Here is a 16,675-nt window from a genome sequence, read left to right as displayed (position 1 = left end):
TAAGGGAGTGTTCATAATGATTTGGATTTCACTAATCGTATTAGCTTATTTCATCATTCTCGTCCCAATACAGTACAACTACATTAAAATGCTCAAAGAAAAACAGAAAAAAATGAATGTCTCACAAAACGAACTATATGACAATATGTCTTATGAAGAATCCCAAGTACATTACCATTATCAAAGTAACGTATTTACAATACCTGCTTCGCTTGTCGCAAGTATTATTTATAAAGTGAAACATGCAGCATAATATGTACGCTGTAAAATTATTGTTTGAGTCTGTTCATTGTAGTGAGCCTAATTCTACGAAAATTGATGGGCATTATGAAGAGAATCACAATACACTTTTTGAAGAAAGCATTATTCTTGTTAAAGCAAACAGTTTAGAGGATGCTCACGAACTTGGTAAAAAAATTGCTATGCAATCTGAAGATACGTACGATAATATGTACGGTGAGCAAATAACGTGGAAGTTCCGAAAAGTGTTGCATGTGTTTGAATTAGACGATACACCATTTGAAACCGGAAAAGAACTGTACGCAAGATTTTTACACGTTAAGAAAGACGAAATGGTAAATGCAGTCGTACAAAAATACTATCCTGAATACGAATAAAAGCTCACAGCAATCGCTGTGAGCTTTTTTATACTTACTTCGTTGAATCTCTAAATTGGATACGGTGAGGTAAGATAACAGTGTGATCTTCCACTTTTTCTTTGTTCATATACTTTGTTAATAAACGCATTGCTACTGCGCCGATATCATACATCGGTTGAACAACTGTTGAAAGCTGCGGACGAACCATTAATGCAAGACGTGTATTATCGAAACCAAGTACTTCTACGTCAGTTGGTACGTTTAATCCAGCGTCTTGTGCTGCATGGATTACACCTAGTGCCATTTCATCAGAAGACACGAAGATTGCTGTTGGCTTTTCATCATTGCTCCAAAGCTTTTCGAATGCTTCAATACCTGAGTCATATGTGTAATCTCCATCGATTACAAGATTTTCATCATATGAAATACCTGCTTCTTCTAAAGCTTTTTTATAACCTTGTAACTTCTTCGCGCTTCCCGCTTTATCAATGAAAGGACCAGAGACGAAACCGATACGTTTATGTCCTTGCTCGATAAAGTGCTTCATTGCATCATAAGCTGCTTGTGTATAATCAATATTTACTGATGGCGTTTCATTTTGCTCATCAAATGACGCTGCTAATACAATTGGTACTGGAGATTTTTTAAATTCTTCAATGTGAATGTCTGTAATATCTTCACCCATGAAAACAATTCCGTCCACTTGTTTTCCAAGCATCGTATTTAATAAATGGAACTCTTTCTCTTTGTTTTGGTCAGAGTTACTTAAAATGATGTTATATTTGTACATTGTTGCGATATCTTCAATTCCACGTGCAAGTTCTGCATAAAACGTATTTGAGATATCAGGAATAATAACACCTACTGTAGTTGTCTTCTTACTTGCTAGTCCACGTGCTACCGCATTTGGGCGGTACCCTAAACGATCAATTGCTTCTAATACTTTCTTTCTTGTTGTAGGCTTTACATTTGGGTTACCGTTCACAACGCGTGATACGGTAGCCATTGAAACGTTTGCTTCGCGCGCTACATCATAGATTGTTACGTTCATCTCATCGCACACTCCTTCTATTTTTGTTATCTATTTTTATGTATCGGTTACTTGAATGAAAAAAAGACATCAACTCTATTTGCAGATGCCACCAATCGTCCCGAGTTCTTCCTTTTACTAATGATACGATAAAAACGCAGGCTCATACAATATTTTCCCGCAAAAGTTTCGAAAAAATTCGCTTCTTTTCTCGTATTTTCGTATTTTTTATGAAAAAAGGGCATTTTTTGTAAAAAAATAGATGTTTCCTAAGTAGAAATCTTATTTTAAGCAGTACGATAGTAAATGAAATTTATATCGGCGATTTTTCGAATATATCGACTATAACTCGAAATATATCAGCGATTTTCCAAATATATCGACCGCAACTCTAATTATATCAGCGATTTTTTAAATATATCAACTTACCAACAAAAATCGACAATGACAGTCGCTATACAATAAGAGAAAGCTGTTCCAAAATCCCTTTTTGGAACAGCTCATTAAAAGTTTTTATAATTTACTTCCAAATGATTTTAATTCATTCATAAAATCATTGAACTGCGGTATATTCATTTGCTGCGCCGCATCTGATAAAGCTACAGCTGGATCTGGATGTACTTCAGCCATAATTGCATCTGCACCAATTGCCATCGCTGCTTTTGCAGTTGGTAAGAGAAGGTCACGTCGCCCTGTAGAATGCGTTACATCGACAACGACAGGTAAATGTGTTTCTTTCTTTAAAATCGGCACAGCGGAAATATCAAGCGTATTACGCGTCGCTCTTTCATACGTGCGAATACCTCGTTCACATAAAATAATGTTCCCATTTCCCTTTGCCATAATATATTCTGCCGCATTAATGAATTCTTCAATCGTTGCTGATAGACCACGTTTTAATAATACTGGTTTATTTACAGCACCAGCTGCCCTTAGCAAATCAAAGTTTTGCATATTGCGAGCACCAATTTGAATAACATCAACGTAATCTAATGACATCTCAATATCATTCGGATTTAAAATTTCACTAATAACAGCCAAATCATATTCATCTGCTACCTGGCGCAAAATTTGTAATCCCTCTAATCCAAGACCTTGAAAATCATACGGTGAAGTACGTGGTTTGAACGCACCACCACGCATTAATTTCAGACCTTGCTCTTTCATTGCTTCAGCAACTTGACGTACTTGTTCATAACTTTCCACTGCACACGGTCCCATAATAAAATGCTGATTTCCGTCACCAATTTTTTCACCATTAATTTCAACAATCGTATCTTCTGTTTTTTTCTTACGAGAAACAAGTAATGCTTTACGATGATCATCTTCTTGTAATTCTAAACCAGCTTGAAAAATTTGTTTGAAAATATGTTGTAAAGTCGAAGTTTCAAATGGACCATTATTATTCTCTGCAATTAAATCCAGCATATTTCTTTCACGTACAGGATCAAAACGTTTCACACCTTGTACTTCTTTTAAATTACCAACTTCTTGTACGAGACGACCTCTTTCGTTTAGTAACTCTAATATTTGTAAATTAAGTTGATCAATTTCAGAACGTAAACGACCTAATTGTTGTGATGCCATAAGAAAGCCACCTCTTTCAAATTCCTATATGTTACTTTTTTAAGATAACTTATTATAGCTGATACATATACGATTGTCACACGATATACAGCAATGAATTACTATCAAAAAACATTGTATATTTTCATTTAAAATAAAAAAAAGACAGTTTACATACTGTCTTTTTTTACAAGAAGGAAACAAACGGTTTATCACTGTTTTTCTCTTTTATAATAACGGCCTCAATTTTACTCTCGGACTTAATCTGTAATTGTACTTTCGCATCTTTAGGCAATTTGTCTAACATGCCTTGCGCAGCCAATTGGGTAAGAGCCATTAATTCTGTTTTACCGTTATATTTAATAACAATATTCATATTTAATGTATCCATTTGATCTTTCTTATAAGAAACTTTAGCGTTGACTGGAATAAAATCTCCATTAGAAAAACCTTTTATTTCCTTAGCAAAGTTATTTATTTTTGTATTATCTTCTCCATGTGCTTGTGTAAATTCATCAGAAGGATATGAATACGACTTTTCATCAATTGTACTCCAATTTCCAAGGTTCGTATCATTCTTTTGAACAGTAGCACTAGCAATATACGTACCATTTTTTAAAGAACTAGTACTTTCTTGCTTAAAGATAGCAAACGTAATTGGAGATTTGTTATACTTATCATTTTTGTTAATAGCTTCAATAAGTTGTTTAGCAACTTCAGTCCCTTTAGACATAGCCTCTTCATTCGATACACTTGAAGACATAGCTAAGCCAATCATAACACCAGATAAACTTAATTCATTTGAATTCTGTTTTCCGAAATAGTCTTGTTCTATAATATTCGTCAAAACTGGCGCTTCTACTTTCGCAACTAGTTCATCAATTAGTTTCTCTGGAATATACTGGTTTAATTGCAGTACGTGACTCTCTGTATCAAATTGCTGCGTTGCAATATTTATTAAACCATTTTCATACTCTGCTAAATCTAATTTAGAATTTGTTTTTATATTAGCTGTATTAATAACCTTTTGTTCTTTTAAAGGAATAACAGTTCTATAATAATCTTTAGAAACAGCAGTTCTCGGAATCATACTTTTTTCTTTTGTATCTTTTTGTATAACTTCATCCTTCTTACTAATCGTATTACTATTGTTACTACAAGCTCCTAGTAATAAACTTACGACTGCGAAGGATAATGCCATTTTCTTCATTACTTAAAACCTACTTTCAACAATCTAGTTATTTAGTTTGAACTATTAATAGTGTACCACTAAATATATTTCAACAAAAACAAAAAAAAGAAGCAAGCACCTTTAGCTTGCTTCTGTTTACTTTATATTCTCTTCTAAAGCATCTTTTTTAATATTCCAATGAGATGTATTCCATACTACCATCCCATCTTTTATGTATAGCACTTGCGGTGATTCATGTCTAATACTGTATTGTTCTGCAACACGATTTGACACATCTCTCGCATCTTGTACGTATAAGTAATACGCTGGCACTTCTCTTTCTTCACTGCAATACGCTTGAAATTCTGTGTATGCACCGTGACTAATCGGGCATGTCGTACTATGTTTAAAAAGAACATACGGCTCATTCTTTTCTACTAAGACTTCAAGCTCTTCAATTGTTTCAAGTTTTGTCATATTCATCACGATTCACCTCTCATACGAAATCTAGAGCGCTTCTCTTTCTTTTCAGCTTTTTTCTCAATTCTTTCTAATTTACGCTCTTCTTTTTCAACCTTCTTCTCTTGTCTCGACGCACGGTAATGATTGTATACTTCAATCGCCGCACTGCTCCACTGTACAACTTGCGCTACTTTATCAGCGTTATTTTCAATTTCGTCCGTTACAGAGTCTGATACATTACGAAGCTTCGTATTTAAAGATTGGATTGTCGTTCCAATCCCATCTACACCCGCTACCACTTTATTTAATGACTGTGACTTCTGTTGAATATCATCAGCTAACGCATTCGTTTTATGTAATAATTGCTCTGTCTCTACGCTAATTCCTTGCATTTGCTTTTCTAAACCTTCTAACGTGCTTGCAACGTTTTCCAACGTCTTCTGAACCGATAACAACGTTCTGCATACATACACTACTAATACTGCGAAAGCAACCGCGATAATAGCCGCACTTACATATAAAAGAACTTGCATTTCATCACTTCCTTTATCTTTTTCATACTTTCCCCTATTATACAATCATTTTCCGTTTCATTCTAATCCCTATCTCATCATTAGAATTTTCATACTTATTCGTTAACTGTAACATAAATCATTCAACAAATTCCACTAAGTAGGTTACAATAGGAGAGGATACATAATTAGTAGGGAGGCTTTACATATGAAAGATCCACGTATTGAAAAGTTAGCATACAATTTAATTAACTACTCTATCCGCTTACAAAAAGGTGAAAAAGTATTAATTGAAAACTTTGGCTTACAAAAAGAACTTGTAACTGCACTTGTAAAAGAAGCATATGCAGCTGGTGGTTTCCCATTCGTCTCTTTAAAAGATCATCAAGTAGATCGCTCTTTATTAATGGGTGCTACTGAAGAACATTTCGAACAAATCGCTGCATATGAAGCAAGCGTAATGAAAGACATGGACGCTTATATCGGCCTTCGCTCTGGCGATAATATTAATGAACAAGCTGACGTTCCAAGTGAGCGTATGAAAGTTCATGGCCAAACAGTTGGTAAAAAAGTTCATAGAGACATTCGCGTTCCAAAAACACGCTGGGTTGTTCTTCGCTACCCAAATGCTTCTATGGCACAGCTTGCTAAAATGAGTACAGAAGCTTTCGAAGACTTCTACTTTGAAGTATGTAACTTAGACTACGGTAAAATGGATAAGGCGATGGACAGCCTTGTTACATTAATGAATAAAACAGATAAAGTTCGTTTAACTGGTCCTGGAACTGACTTAACATTCTCTATTAAAGACATTCCAGCAATTAAATGCTCAGGTCATTTAAACATTCCAGACGGTGAAGTATACTCTGCACCAGTTCGTGATTCTGTTAACGGTACAGTTTCTTACAACACACCATCTCCTTACAACGGTTATACATTTGAAAATGTACAACTTAAGTTCGAGAACGGTCAAATCGTTGAAGCAACTGCAAACGATTCAGAACGCATTAACAAAATCTTCGATACAGATGAAGGCGCACGCTACGTTGGTGAGTTCGCAATCGGCGTAAACCCATACATCTTACATCCAATGGGAGACATCCTATTCGATGAAAAAATCGATGGCAGCTTCCACTTCACTCCTGGACAAGCTTACGACGATGCATGGAACGGCAACAACTCGAACATCCATTGGGACTTAGTATGCATCCAACGCCCTGAATACGGCGGCGGCGAAATTTACTTCGACGACGTACTAATCCGTAAAGACGGGCGCTTCGTTGTACCTGAATTAGAAGCTTTAAACCCAGAGAACTTAAAATAATGAAAAACGCTCGGAACTTTCGCCGAGCGTTTTTATTTCTTCCCTACCATTTCTATTTTCACATGTGGATTTTCTTTCTCTATAAACGTCAAGAATTCATCCATATTTTGCGGCATCGCAACGATATGCACTTTATATGCATTCGTCGTAATTTCAAGAGACTTTCCGACCTGACGTATAATTCTCACATCTTTTAATACAATATCATCATTTAAAATACCGTACTTTAATACGCCATTTTCTACTTTATGTTTTTTAATAAATACTTCCCAAACGAGTGGTACATTTACAATGAAGCATAAACCCATCCCAATCAACGCTGACATCCAATGCGCTTTATTGGTGAAAAGCATGACAATTGGATATATAAACATAAAAGCTAACGTAAGACAAACGAAAATGACTACTGACTTACTTCTTTGAATTGGAAAGTTCATACCTACACCCCCTAACCCAAATTATACCACTATTTCCATTTTGCTTCATAGAAAAAGGCCATTTCTAAATGACCTTTTACACAATGTACCTATAAAATTTCTTATCTACCTGTAGCACCGGAAAGTTTTTCGGCAACTCGTCTATACTCACACTTTCAAAACCATTCTTTTCATAAAAACGATGTGCCGCTAAAAATTTTACTGTTGTTCCTAAGTAAATATCTTTCAATTTTTTATCCTCAGCCCATGAAATTGCTGTTTGAAGCAACATATGTGATGCGCCCCATTCTTTTCCGCGAAACTCTTTCTTCACGAACATTTTTCTTAACGCTACTTGATGATTCTCAATATCTAATAAAGCTACTGTTCCAACTACTTTACCATCATAAATTGCTATCCAAAAGTTTCCGTAATCCTTTTGATAGAATGTTTCTATTTCAAGTAAATCAGGTTGCTCTTCTTTCGTAATGGGAACATTATACTCTTTTTGCTGAATATGAACGATAAGATCTACTACTTCCTCTTGAAACGTACTTTCATATGGAACAATACGAATCTTCTCGTTCATCGAATCTCTTTCCATTCTGAAGCTAGTAAACTATATACAGCGATATCATGAAAATGATCATATAGCCATTCTTCATCTCGTAAAATACCATCTAACTTAAATCCTAAACGTTCTGGAATTGCGCGGCTCTTCGCATTTCCAACACCGCACCGAATTTCCATTTTATTTAATTTTAAATTCTCAAATGCATAGTGAAGTACAGCCTTTACGCTACGCGTCATAATACCTTTCCCGCCAGCATCTTCTGCAAGATAATACCCAAGACTCGTCGCTTTCTTCCCCCAGCTCACTGGATGAATGCCTACCATCCCAACGAGCTTTCCTTTGTAACGGATACCACTTTCAAAACCGTCTCCCTCTGCAAACTTCTTTAACCACATCGGAAAAATCTCATCATAAGCATCAGCAGATTTCGTCCCATCTACCCAAGGGAGCCATTTTCGTAAATGATTACGGTTTTGATCTAATAATTGATATAGTTCCTCCTTATGATGCTTCTCTAATAACTGTAATTCGATTTCATCGTCTACTCGAAGTGTGAACATGTTTTTTAGTCCCCCTTTTTATTTTTCTTATTATTCTAACATTTATAACTAAAGAAATACACGCTAATATATCGACTTATCGACTAACCTCAAGAATCATATATGCCAACATAGCACATAAAAAAGACGCATAGCCAAGCTATGCGTCTTTCCTATTACTTCTCTGCAACTTGAACTTCTTTTACGTAAGCTGCTTCGAATTTTTGGATGTCTCCTGCGCCCATGAAAATTAGAACGCCGTTTTTATGTTTCTTTAATACATCCGTTGTTGTATCTGTAATTAGTTCTGCACCGTCAATACGCTTTTGCAGATCTTCGATTGTTAATTCACCTTTGTTTTCGCGTGCTGATCCGAAAATATCACATAAGTATACTTGATCAGCTTTGCTTAGGCTTTCTGCGAACTCATCTAAGAACTTTTCTGTACGTGAGAATGTGTGTGGCTGGAATACAGCGACAATTTCACGCTCTGGATGTTTTTGACGAGCTGCTTCAATCGTTGCATTAATTTCTGTCGGATGGTGTGCGTAGTCATCGATAATCACTTGCTCTCCCATCGGCTTTTCATTAAAGCGACGTTTTACGCCTTCAAAAGTTGTTAGCTGATGCTTAACTGCTTCTACATCAACGTTTTCATAATGGCAAAGTGCAATTACTGCTAACGCATTTAATACGCTGTGATTGCCGTATCCTGTAATTTTGAACGTGTCATAGTACGTATTACGAACGAATACATCAAAAATAGTACCATCTGTTCTCTTTTGGATGTTGCGTGCTTGGAAATCATTATCTTCTCCAAATCCATAGAAAATAACAGGTACTTTCGCTTGAATTTTTTGAAGTTCTTCATCATCTCCACATGCAATAATGCCTTTTTTCACTTGCAATGCCATCTCTTGGAATGCACTGAATACATCATTGATGTCTGCAAAATAATCTGGATGATCAAAATCAATATTCGTCATAATTGCATAGTCTGGATTATAAGACAAGAAATGACGACGATACTCACAAGCTTCAAATACAAAATACTTACTATTTTCTACCCCATGCCCTGTTCCATCTCCAATAAGGTAAGATGTTGGGTGTGCACCTTGCATTACATGGGCTAACAAACCTGTTGTTGATGTTTTTCCGTGTGCACCAGTTACAGCAACACTTGTGTATTGGCTCATCAGGTCACCTAAGAAATGATGGTAACGATGGACTGGGATGTTTAATTCTTTTGCTGCTACAATTTCTTCATGCGTATCAGGAAATGCATTTCCTGCAATAATCACTTGTCCTTCTTCTACATTATTCTTATCAAAAGGAAGGATCGAGATACTACGCTTTTCCAACGCTGTTTGTGTAAAGAAACGCTTTTCATAATCAGACCCTTGAACAGTATGCTTCATATCATGAAGAATTTGCGCTAATGAACTCATTCCTGTTCCTTTAATTCCTACAAAATGGTAAACTGTCATCTTAAAGAACCTCCAACATTTCGAACTAATACAACGGCCTATCTATAAGACAGTATATGAATCTTTTCTTATTTTGGTAATCATCATACATTTTTGATGTAGTGAAGTTATTCTTCCCTTCACTTATCAGGATAAACTCGTACGTACTTCTTTATATGTCCATAACAAGTCCATTATAGCAAAAAAGAAGCCGCTATACTATGATAACAGAAAAACTGATAGGGTCAATCACCTATCAGTTTTTCTCTCTTTTACATCTCTTCTCTTTTTTCTAATTGAACACGCTCTAAACGTGGGTTTGGACGATATTTACGACCAGCTTTTGCTTCTGGTTTCCCATTTAATTCTACATTATCACCAGTAAAGCCAATATTCATTTTTAATAAACTACTTCCTACCCCGTATATGTCAACAGGTACGTTTTGAGCTTCAAATTCACGAATACGCTTCTCATCAAATCCACCAGTTACAACGATGTCTACATGCTGGAATCCTTCTTCATCAAGTGCTTTACGAAGTGCGAATACAAGCGATGGGTTTACACCACGTGGATCGAATGTTCCAAGTACTTCTGGGTGGCGAATGAAGTATTGATCAATCATCGTGCGGGACGTATCTACACGTACACCTTTTAATGTTGATCCAAATTCACGCGCTACGCGAAGTGCATCTGTAATGACATCATTGTTGTAATCAATTAATACAACTAATTCATCTTCTGGGAATTTCTTATGATATGCTTTTGCCGCTTCTACAACATCACCATTAAACATTTGAATTAATGCGTGAGGCATCGTCCCCATACCACTTTTGCCCCACCATTCATTCATCGCATGCGTCGCTTGTGCGCTCATACCTCCGATGTATGCTGCATAACCGTCACCAGCTTGTTGTGTATAATGATCGTCACGATCTCCCATGAAAATAACTGGTTTTTCTTTATCTACGCTACGCGCAGCTTGGACAACGTTATATACGTTTGTCGCAACCGATGTACGACGAGCTAAAATCCCATCAATGACACCTTCTAAAAATCCGAAATTTTCATAAGGACCATGAATTGTTAACACTGTTTCAAATGGACTAATTTTATCGCCATCTTTTAAAGAGTTAATCTCAAGTTCCTCAGGATTTTTAGCGAATGTTTGTAACAACGCAATCACTTCATCTGTTCCGCAAAGAACTGCATTTTCCTTTTGGAAAAATTGCATCGTTACAACACTTTTCGGGCGAAATTCTTCAATGATTTCTCTAGTCTTTAAAAAGTAAACGGCAGAGAACCAACCTTCTCCAACGCGTTCGTCAAATTTAAATGTTTTATTTGTTAGTCTATTTATTTCACCTTTTAATTTTAATTCAATTTCTTTCATGTCGCTTTACTCCCTACTTTACTATCCAACATTTTCTCTTAGTATACAGCATAACCGTTTACTATACATTTGTTTCCTGCATAGCAGCGAATTCATCCTCAGAAATAAGGACATCTCTTGGCTTCGTTCCTCTTGCTTCAGAAATAATTCCTTGCGATTGCATCTCTTCAATGAGACGTGCTGCGCGATTATAACCGATGCGGAATTTTCGCTGTACAGAAGATGTGGACGCTCCCCCTTGTTCTACAACAAATTGACATGCTTCGAAGAACAATTCGTCTTCCGACTCAGCTTGTTCTGTTTTCGCTAATAAATCCTCTTGCTTAAATAAGTAATTCGGCTTCATTTGCTTTTTCACATGATCAACTGTCTTTTCAATCTCATCATCCGATACATATACACCTTGTACACGAACAGGCTTAGATGTACCGTTCCCTAAGAATAACATATCACCACGGCCAAGTAATTTCTCCGCGCCACCAATATCGATAATCGTACGCGAATCAACTTGAGATGATACAGTAAACGCAATACGCGTTGGAATGTTTGACTTAATTAAACCTGTAATAACATCTACAGATGGACGCTGCGTCGCTACTAATAAATGAATACCACAAGCACGTGCTTTTTGCGCAATACGACAAATCGCTTCCTCAACATCACCAGGTGCTACCATCATTAAGTCGGCTAACTCGTCAATGACAATAACGATATAAGGTAATGTTTCTCCCGGAATTTCTCGCTCACTTACAATCGTATTATAACGAGTTAAATCACGAGCACCTGCGTGCGCAAACAATTCATAACGGCGTTCCATTTCCTCAACTGCCCATTTTAATGCAGCTGTTGCTGCTTTTACATCCGTAATAACAGGTGCTACAAGATGTGGAACAGAATTGTATGGTGCAAGCTCAACCATCTTCGGATCGATTAACATTAACTTCACTTCATGTGGTTTCGCTTTATATAAAATACTCGTTAAAATCGCGTTAATACACACACTTTTACCTGAACCCGTTGCACCCGCAATAAGTCCGTGCGGCATTTTTCGAATATCCGTTACAATTGGATCCCCTGAAATATCAAGCCCCAGCGCAACAGTAAGCGGTGATTCACTCTTTGTGAATACAGGACTTCTTAAAATTTCACGAAGAAATACTGGCTTACTTTCTTTATTTGGAACTTCGATTCCAATCGCACTCTTCCCTGGAATCGGTGCTTCAATACGAATATCTTTCGCAGCTAAGCTTAACTTAATATCATCACTTAAATTTGTAATTTTATTTACTTTCACACCTGGGTCTGGCTGCACCTCAAAACGAGTGACTGCCGGACCTTGCGATACATTAATAACATGTGCTCCAACGTGAAAATTATTAAACGTTGTATCTAATAATTCTTTCTGCTCCTCTAACCATTCTGTATTATCTAACGCTGATTGCTGTGGAATCGACAACAGCGCTAATGGCGGAACAGTGTATGTCGGTGGTGTGTGCAATACATTTCGCATATCGTTCTCTCTTTGATTTACAACATATGCTTTCTCTTGTACTTCCGTACTTGAAATTGGCTTTTGTACTTGCTCTACCACTACTTGCTGTATTGGTTGTTCTTCCACTTGTGGCTCTGCTACTACTTGCTGCACTGGGTGCTCTTCCACTTGTGGTTCTGCTACCTCTTGCTGCACTGGGTGCTCTTCCACTTGTGGTTCTGCTACCACCTGCTGCATTGGTTGTTCTTCCACTTGTGGCTCTGCTACTACTTGCTGCACTGGGTGCTCTTCCACTTGTGGTTTTTCTACTACTTGCTGCACTGGGTGCTTTTCCACTTGTGGTTCTGCTACTACTTGCTGCACTGGGTGCTCTTCCATTTGTGGTTCTGCTACTACTTGCTGCACTAGGTGCTCTTCCACTTGTGGTTCTGCTACCTCTTGTTGCACTGGCTTATTCTCTACTCGTACATTAGCAGAAGGCTGCATTGCATTTGCTCTAGCTGCATGTCTTTCCATTAATCGTGTTCTATCTTGTTTCAACATAACAACATTAAATGGTACATGACGCTTTTTCTCACGTTTTGGTTCTTCTTTTTGTACAACTGGTTGTTCTTCTGCGACTGGTGTTTCCTCGGCAACTGGTTGCTCTTCTACAACTGATTGCTCTTCTACGACCGGTGCTTCTTCTTCAACTCGTTGCTCTTCTACGACCGGTGCTTCTTCTTCAACTCGTTGCTCTTCTGCGACTGGTGTTTCCTCGGCAACTGGTTGTTCTTCTACAACTGATTGCTCTTCTACAACTGATTGCTCTTCTACGACCGGTGCTTCTTCTTCAACTCGTTGCTCTTCTGCGACTGGCGCTTCTTCTTCAACTCGTTGCTCTTCTGCGACTGGTGTTTCTTCTTCAACTTGTTGCTCTTCTACGACCGGTGCTTCCTCGGCAACTGATTGTTCTTCTACAATCGGTGCTTCTTCTTCAACTGGTTGTTCTTCTGCAATTAAAACATCCGCAAAGCTTTGAACATCTTTCTTCGTTTGTTCATCAGCCTCAGCAACATGTATGAATTCGCTCTTTTGTTCAATTGCTTCATCTTCTTGCTGAATTTCCTCAAGTGCTACAAATGTCTCTACTACAGGCGCGTTTATTTCTGCAATTACTTCAGCTTCTTCTAACTCTTCTGCTTCCGCAATTACTTCCACTTCTTCTAACTCTTCCGTTTCTGCAATTACTTCCACTTCTTTTGACTCTTCCGTTTCTGCAATTACTTCCACTTCTTCTGACTCTTCCGTTTCTGCAATTACTTCCACTTCTTCTGACTCTTCCGTTTCTGCAATTACTTCCACTTCTTCTGACTCTTCTGCTTCCGCAATTACTTCCGCTTCTTCTGACTCTTCTGTTTCCGCAATTACTTCCGCTTCTTCTGACTCTTCTACTTCCGCAATTACTTCCACTTCTTCTGACTCTTCCGTTTCTGCAATTACTTCCACTTCTTCTAGCTCTTTTGCTTCCGCAATTACTTCCACTTCTTCAGGTGCCTCTGTTTCCATAACTACTTCTTCAAGCTCTTCCGTTTCTGCAATTACTTCTACTTTTGACACTTCTTCTGGTATTTCCACAATGATTGTTTCTTCAAGTTTTTCTTCTGCTTTGACAATCACTGATTCTTCTGGAGCTTGCTTTTCTACTTCAATAGTAGGTTGTTTTATTTCTGTGTTACGTTTAATTTCTTCTGATAATATTGTATCCTCGTGCTCTACTTTAGAAGCTACTAATTCTTCTTGTAGATTGTTTTCGTTTAACACCACTACATCTTTTTCTAGCTTAGCACTTTCCATCTGCTCAGCTACTGTTTTATGAAGTAATTCATCCGCTGAAACTTCCTGCGGTGTACTCATTTCTTGAATCACTTCTTTTTCTTCTACTAAAGGCACTTGGCGTTCGATTTCATAACCGTTTTTTTCTAGCCATTGATCAACTACTGACTTTTCTTCCTTTTTATTCTCTTCATATTGTTGCTCTCCTTGCTGGTTAGCAGCTCTATGACTAGAAGAAGTTGGTGCTTGTCCTTCTGAGAAATCAGATAATTTATATCCTTTTTTCTCTAACCATGCATCAACGACTGATTTACCCTCTACAGATATTTCAAGGTCTTCTCTTTCCTTTACTTCCTCCTGCTTTTCTTCCTTTTTCTCTACTGAAGGACGATTATATCCATAAATTGGCGAAATCATTTCTGTTGGACGAAATGGTCTACGGTTACTCTCTTGCGAAGGTGCAGATGCCTTTTTAACGACAGACTCGCGCACCGGTTCATATTGCACTTCCGGCTCTTCATATGTAGAAACTACCTTTTCCACATACGGTCGTCTGCTTCTTTCCACCTTTATTCCTCTTTGGGCAGTCGGTTCTTCATATGTTACTCCTTGAACAGGTTGTTCTTCGAAGCGATTTACTTCGCTTTCATCCTCTTCATCGAACCCATTATCCGGTACTAAAGGAAAACGGCATTTACCTGCATTCCTACTTGCCATTTGTGCTTCTCTTGCTTCAGTGTAGTGGTTTACACGAGGAATTTTCGGCTGACTTTCAACTTGCTTTGGTACTTCTTTATTCATCGCTGTTTGTTCTTCCTCTTTGTTAAACAGCTTTTTCATCCAATCTAACATGCTTACCACTCTTTCTACTAAATAGTAACATCCTTTATTGTATCAGCATTCGGCAAAAAGTGCAGGTAAAATTAAGCATGTCATATTTATCCATAATATTCTAATTTACGAGTGTTTTCATATGGAAAAACGCAGCCTTACATGTAAGACTGCGTTTAAGCTTTACTCTTCCGATATTCATCTACACTATCTGTTACACTTTGCAACAAGGAATTTACATACTGCGAGTCAGATAATTTTTTATCTTCTTCAGGATTTGACATAAACCCAAGTTCTAATAGTACACCAGGAACCTTTGCCCAATTAAATCCAGAAAGATCATCCCGAAATTTAATTCCATTTACTTTTACTTGCTGGTTCTCCCTCATTTTATTTACAATCATTTGAGAGATTTGAAGACTTTCCGCATAAATCTCTTTCGTATATGGACTTCCTTCTGCCGGCGTCAATACAGCGAATCCACTTTGGTTTGGATTTTCAGAACCATCTGCATGAAGACGTAAAAATAAATTAGCCTTATGATTATTTGCGAATGTCGCCCTTTCTTTATTACTTATATCAACGTCTTGTGATGTTCTCGTCATTAATACTTGTATCCCTTTTGCTTCAAGCTTTTCTTTTAATAAAAAAGCCATTTCTAATACAAGTACAGCCTCTCTTTTTTTCGTCACAACACCAGTTGTACCATCTGTCACTTTATATTTTTGCGTCGCTGCCCCTGGCCCAATCGGCTCTAAATTTAAATTCGCTTTTTGTTGATGCCCTGGATCAATAACAACGAGAAACTTTCCTTGTTTTTCATTACTCTCTACTTTTTGTTCATTATTTTGCACTGGTTGCTCAGTCGGCTGCACTGGCGTAGTTTCTTCTTTCTTTTCATCAGATGATACTTCCTCTTGCTTATGTTCTACTTGCTCATTCGTTTGAATTGCTTGCGATTCTTCGTTCTTTTCTTGTTCTTGCTGCTTTTCTACCGGTGCGTCTTCTTTGGTATCTTTGTTTTTCTCTTGTATAGAAGATGTAGTTTCTTTTTTCGGCTGCTCTTGTGAACAACCGGCCATATATATTCCAATGAATGCAATCATGCTCATTATTTTTATATACTTCATACTTCTCTCCCATCACTTTGCACCAGATTCAAAGTTTTTCTTATAATTGCCCTATAATCTCATCCATATTTCCAATATAAACTGGCTGCCATTTTTCTGTACCACGTTCTGCAGTATAAACCGGATAAGCGTCATCATCTATATTTACGAAAACTGGATCGCCCATATCCGTTTCATATCCAATTGTAATCCATCCTTCTTGCCACTTTCCGTTTTCTTCACTTATTAATGAATTTTTATGTTTATCGTATCGGTAACCGATTTGTCCTTTTTCTAATTCACTTTCACTAAACACATATATTTCATAAGTACCTAGCTCAATATCTTGCTGTTTTGAAGTTTCAATTCGTTTTAGAA

The 16,675-nt window shown here is 37.3% G+C and carries 16 protein-coding genes; 3 read left to right on the top strand and 13 right to left on the bottom strand.

The features are described from left to right. Positions 1-16: 16 nt before the first annotated feature. Positions 17-253 (top strand): DUF3949 domain-containing protein, encoded by a 237-nt coding sequence (locus ACQGS6_RS12735; protein WP_000637899.1) that lies wholly within the window; start codon positions 17-19, stop codon positions 251-253. Between the two features lies 1 nt (position 254). Beyond that, positions 255-617, top strand: a complete 363-nt coding sequence (locus ACQGS6_RS12730; protein WP_009326379.1) for a DUF4288 domain-containing protein — start codon at positions 255-257, stop codon at positions 615-617. A gap of 34 nt (positions 618-651) precedes the next feature. On the opposite strand, the gene ccpA is transcribed toward ACQGS6_RS12730, so the two are convergent. The 5 genes from ccpA to ACQGS6_RS12705 all read right to left on the bottom strand — a co-directional run bounded on the left by ccpA (position 652) and on the right by ACQGS6_RS12705 (position 5,361). Next, positions 652-1,650: a catabolite control protein A gene (ccpA, locus tag ACQGS6_RS12725; RefSeq protein WP_001103297.1), complete on the bottom strand. Its 999-nt coding sequence runs from the start codon at positions 1,648-1,650 to the stop codon at positions 652-654. Between the two features lie 492 nt (positions 1,651-2,142). Further along, on the bottom strand, positions 2,143-3,216 hold the full coding sequence (locus tag ACQGS6_RS12720; RefSeq protein WP_000168204.1) for a bifunctional 3-deoxy-7-phosphoheptulonate synthase/chorismate mutase: 1,074 nt from the start codon (positions 3,214-3,216) through the stop codon (positions 2,143-2,145). 166 nt (positions 3,217-3,382) lie between these two features. Continuing rightward, positions 3,383-4,405, bottom strand: coding sequence for a CamS family sex pheromone protein (locus tag ACQGS6_RS12715; protein WP_000738025.1), 1,023 nt, complete (start codon positions 4,403-4,405; stop codon positions 3,383-3,385). A gap of 117 nt (positions 4,406-4,522) precedes the next feature. Continuing rightward, a complete protein-coding gene (ytxJ, locus tag ACQGS6_RS12710) occupies positions 4,523-4,849 on the bottom strand; it encodes a bacillithiol system redox-active protein YtxJ (protein WP_001057469.1) in 327 nt (108 codons plus the stop codon). Beyond that, the gene (locus ACQGS6_RS12705) at positions 4,849-5,361 is read right to left on the bottom strand and encodes a DUF948 domain-containing protein (protein WP_001197720.1); all 513 of its coding nucleotides are present in this window, start codon (positions 5,359-5,361) and stop codon (positions 4,849-4,851) included. The genes ytxJ and ACQGS6_RS12705 overlap by 1 nt, the downstream gene beginning before the upstream one ends. Before the next feature lie 187 nt (positions 5,362-5,548). Here ACQGS6_RS12705 and ACQGS6_RS12700 point away from each other — a divergent pair, with 187 nt between their 5' ends. Further along, positions 5,549-6,664 carry an aminopeptidase gene (locus ACQGS6_RS12700; RefSeq protein ID WP_000654729.1) on the top strand — a complete coding sequence of 372 codons (1,116 nt, stop codon included), beginning with the start codon at positions 5,549-5,551 and terminating at the stop codon, positions 6,662-6,664. A gap of 32 nt (positions 6,665-6,696) precedes the next feature. On the opposite strand, the gene ACQGS6_RS12695 is transcribed toward ACQGS6_RS12700, so the two are convergent. The 8 genes from ACQGS6_RS12695 to ACQGS6_RS12660 form a co-directional block, all read right to left on the bottom strand. After that, positions 6,697-7,101: a PH domain-containing protein gene (locus ACQGS6_RS12695; protein ID WP_001010628.1), complete on the bottom strand. Its 405-nt coding sequence runs from the start codon at positions 7,099-7,101 to the stop codon at positions 6,697-6,699. A 76-nt stretch (positions 7,102-7,177) separates the two neighbouring features. Next, complete coding sequence (locus ACQGS6_RS12690) at positions 7,178-7,669, bottom strand: GNAT family N-acetyltransferase (protein WP_044584910.1); 492 nt, start codon at positions 7,667-7,669, stop codon at positions 7,178-7,180. Then, a complete protein-coding gene (locus tag ACQGS6_RS12685) occupies positions 7,666-8,214 on the bottom strand; it encodes a GNAT family N-acetyltransferase (RefSeq protein WP_025966470.1) in 549 nt (182 codons plus the stop codon). Before ACQGS6_RS12685 ends, ACQGS6_RS12690 begins: the two co-directional genes overlap by 4 nt. A gap of 155 nt (positions 8,215-8,369) precedes the next feature. Beyond that, positions 8,370-9,680: a UDP-N-acetylmuramate--L-alanine ligase gene (gene murC, locus ACQGS6_RS12680; RefSeq protein WP_000219468.1), complete on the bottom strand. Its 1,311-nt coding sequence runs from the start codon at positions 9,678-9,680 to the stop codon at positions 8,370-8,372. A 251-nt stretch (positions 9,681-9,931) separates the two neighbouring features. After that, entirely contained in the window at positions 9,932-11,050 is a 1,119-nt protein-coding gene (locus ACQGS6_RS12675) for a nicotinate phosphoribosyltransferase (RefSeq protein WP_000658370.1), read from the bottom strand. Positions 11,051-11,111: 61 nt separating this feature from the next. After that, positions 11,112-15,209 (bottom strand): DNA translocase FtsK, encoded by a 4,098-nt coding sequence (locus ACQGS6_RS12670; protein WP_426965191.1) that lies wholly within the window; start codon positions 15,207-15,209, stop codon positions 11,112-11,114. A 155-nt stretch (positions 15,210-15,364) separates the two neighbouring features. Then, positions 15,365-16,318, bottom strand: coding sequence for an N-acetylmuramoyl-L-alanine amidase (locus tag ACQGS6_RS12665; protein WP_000874045.1), 954 nt, complete (start codon positions 16,316-16,318; stop codon positions 15,365-15,367). A gap of 40 nt (positions 16,319-16,358) precedes the next feature. Then, on the bottom strand, positions 16,359-16,675 hold a 317-nt coding region (locus tag ACQGS6_RS12660; RefSeq protein WP_426965189.1), incomplete at its 5' end, for a thiamine transporter.

The organism is Bacillus sp. GMs2/2, assembly GCF_050172095.1.
Classification (GTDB): domain Bacteria; phylum Bacillota; class Bacilli; order Bacillales; family Bacillaceae_G; genus Bacillus_A; species Bacillus_A cereus.
This window is presented reverse-complemented; position numbering and strand designations above follow the sequence as displayed.

Excerpts from the sequence above, each read along its gene's own strand:
- ACQGS6_RS12735 (WP_000637899.1), top strand. The coding sequence starts at position 17 with ATGATTTGGATTTCACTAATCGTATTAGCTTATTTCATCATTCTCGTC.
- ACQGS6_RS12730 (WP_009326379.1), top strand. The coding sequence starts at position 255 with ATGTACGCTGTAAAATTATTGTTTGAGTCTGTTCATTGTAGTGAGCCT.
- ccpA (WP_001103297.1), bottom strand. The coding sequence starts at position 1,650 with ATGAACGTAACAATCTATGATGTAGCGCGCGAAGCAAACGTTTCAATG.
- ACQGS6_RS12720 (WP_000168204.1), bottom strand. The coding sequence starts at position 3,216 with ATGGCATCACAACAATTAGGTCGTTTACGTTCTGAAATTGATCAACTT.
- ACQGS6_RS12715 (WP_000738025.1), bottom strand. The coding sequence starts at position 4,405 with ATGAAGAAAATGGCATTATCCTTCGCAGTCGTAAGTTTATTACTAGGA.
- ytxJ (WP_001057469.1), bottom strand. The coding sequence starts at position 4,849 with ATGAATATGACAAAACTTGAAACAATTGAAGAGCTTGAAGTCTTAGTA.
- ACQGS6_RS12705 (WP_001197720.1), bottom strand. The coding sequence starts at position 5,361 with ATGCAAGTTCTTTTATATGTAAGTGCGGCTATTATCGCGGTTGCTTTC.
- ACQGS6_RS12700 (WP_000654729.1), top strand. The coding sequence starts at position 5,549 with ATGAAAGATCCACGTATTGAAAAGTTAGCATACAATTTAATTAACTAC.
- ACQGS6_RS12695 (WP_001010628.1), bottom strand. The coding sequence starts at position 7,101 with ATGAACTTTCCAATTCAAAGAAGTAAGTCAGTAGTCATTTTCGTTTGT.
- ACQGS6_RS12690 (WP_044584910.1), bottom strand. The coding sequence starts at position 7,669 with ATGAACGAGAAGATTCGTATTGTTCCATATGAAAGTACGTTTCAAGAG.
- ACQGS6_RS12685 (WP_025966470.1), bottom strand. The coding sequence starts at position 8,214 with ATGTTCACACTTCGAGTAGACGATGAAATCGAATTACAGTTATTAGAG.
- murC (WP_000219468.1), bottom strand. The coding sequence starts at position 9,680 with ATGACAGTTTACCATTTTGTAGGAATTAAAGGAACAGGAATGAGTTCA.
- ACQGS6_RS12675 (WP_000658370.1), bottom strand. The coding sequence starts at position 11,050 with ATGAAAGAAATTGAATTAAAATTAAAAGGTGAAATAAATAGACTAACA.
- ACQGS6_RS12670 (WP_426965191.1), bottom strand. The coding sequence starts at position 15,209 with ATGTTAGATTGGATGAAAAAGCTGTTTAACAAAGAGGAAGAACAAACA.
- ACQGS6_RS12665 (WP_000874045.1), bottom strand. The coding sequence starts at position 16,318 with ATGAAGTATATAAAAATAATGAGCATGATTGCATTCATTGGAATATAT.